This is a genomic window from Moorena sp. SIO3B2 (assembly GCF_010692525.1).
Taxonomy (GTDB): domain Bacteria; phylum Cyanobacteriota; class Cyanobacteriia; order Cyanobacteriales; family Coleofasciculaceae; genus Moorena; species Moorena producens.
This window is the reverse complement of sequence record NZ_JAAHHE010000838.1, coordinates 1-1,551: the sequence shown is the minus strand read 5'-3', so window position 1 is coordinate 1,551 and position 1,551 is coordinate 1. Positions and strand designations below refer to the sequence as shown.

Annotated in this window: 2 protein-coding genes and 1 pseudogene; all 3 read right to left on the bottom strand. The window is 40.6% G+C overall.

Translation table 11 applies throughout. The features are described 5' to 3' along the window. A partial coding sequence (locus tag F6K38_RS41635; RefSeq protein WP_287360694.1) for an SDR family NAD(P)-dependent oxidoreductase occupies window positions 1-461 on the bottom strand: 461 nt, incomplete at its 3' end. Window positions 462-473: 12 nt separating this feature from the next. Beyond that, window positions 474-1,238: a sulfotransferase-like domain-containing protein gene (locus F6K38_RS41630; RefSeq protein ID WP_008180731.1), complete on the bottom strand. Its 765-nt coding sequence runs from the start codon at window positions 1,236-1,238 to the stop codon at window positions 474-476. A 58-nt stretch (window positions 1,239-1,296) separates the two neighbouring features. Continuing rightward, window positions 1,297-1,551, bottom strand: a pseudogene (locus F6K38_RS41625) (class I SAM-dependent DNA methyltransferase); the annotation flags it as partial.

Sequence of the window (1,551 nt, the reverse complement as noted above, 5' to 3'; positions counted from 1 at the left end):
ACATTAGGATTACCAACTGAGGCAGCAGTAGAAGCAATGTTGATAATGCGACCCCACTTGCGTTCGATCATTCCTGGTAAACAAAACTTGATCGTACGATAAATACCATTGAGATTAACATCAATAATACGATACCAGTCTTGATCAGGATGCTCGCATATTTTATGCAGGTAGGTTATTCCAGCAGCATTAACCAGAATATCGACTTTACCAAAAGTTTTGAATACATTATTGCAAAAAGTCTCAACTGAATCACTAGAAGAGACATCTAGGGTCATTGCTAAAGCCTTAACCCCCTTTGCCTCAATTTCTGTTTGGCAAGAACTTTTCTCAGCGGAGCGGGAGCCAATGGCTACGTTAGCCCCAATTTCTGCTAAAGCAAGAGCGACGGCTTTACCTATACCCGATGTACCGCCGGTTACTATTGCTACGCGACCTTGTAAAAATTTTTCTTTATTCATATTGCTATCCCATTAAATTGCGAAATGATAAAGCTCTTCATAAACTTTCTGCGCTCCCTCAAGCATCCCGAAATCTTCAGGACGAATTTGCACTTTTTTTTGAGTTGGTGGCACAATCCAACTGCTACCGTCTAGAGTTTTATACCATTTAGCTCGACTCTCCATTTCATCAGGCTGACATTCCCTCCATTTATCCTCATTAAAACTCAACATTTGGGGGTCAAACTTAACTCCTATGCGTTGGCAATATTCGGTCAAAACTTTTTGGGTATGGCGACGGAAGGAATTAGCTTCAACAAGGATTGGTTTCTGTTTTAATTGCTTAGTTACTATTTGCCACATTTGTTTCAAGGCATCAAAACCAAACTCTTCATTTGTAGGAGACTCATTTACCCGATACCAGGAAGCCATTACCTGCTGAGGATGACGCACAATGAAAGTATTGATCGCAGAAGCGAGAAAATCCTGAGGGATGTATGGCAGTCCTTGGTAAGCCATCTCTTTCATAAAAACTAGAGGAGCTGCCTCCGCCTTTGATTTTATTTCTTCAAGTACCTGAGTAGGTTGGTAATCTTGGCGCTGTTCACAATCGCCAAAGCGATTGGAACGCCGCCATTTGCTGAAGTAATAAACATCAAGGAATGGTTCATCAATGATTGCTGTATCTGGGCGTTGTGAAAAAGTTCTCTCGAAGGCGGTTGATACAGATCTAGGTGTAGCCCATAATACCACAATTTTGGGTTTATTTACCAAATTGTTAAGGTTTTGATAGTTCATCAAAAAAAAAAACGCTTTCCCTACTATTTTTAGATGATTTATTGTTGATATCACGCTCCTAACAAACCTTGTACACCCAAACTTTTAAATAAACACCAGTGTCTTTCTTTTGATGGGTAATAAATTTCTCTGTCGCTGTAACCATTTCCCATTGACCAGACCCCTCTAGGGCAGTTAGCTTTGGTTTGAACTCGTTACTCTCAGACAGATCGGTAGGCATACTAACAACAATGTATCCCCCTGGCTTGGTAATACGAATCAGTTCGTCAAATGCGTTACTTTTGACATGTCCATAGGTAAAAACCCCAACACT

Excerpts from the sequence above, each read along its gene's own strand:
- F6K38_RS41630 (WP_008180731.1), bottom strand. The coding sequence starts at position 1,238 with ATGAACTATCAAAACCTTAACAATTTGGTAAATAAACCCAAAATTGTG.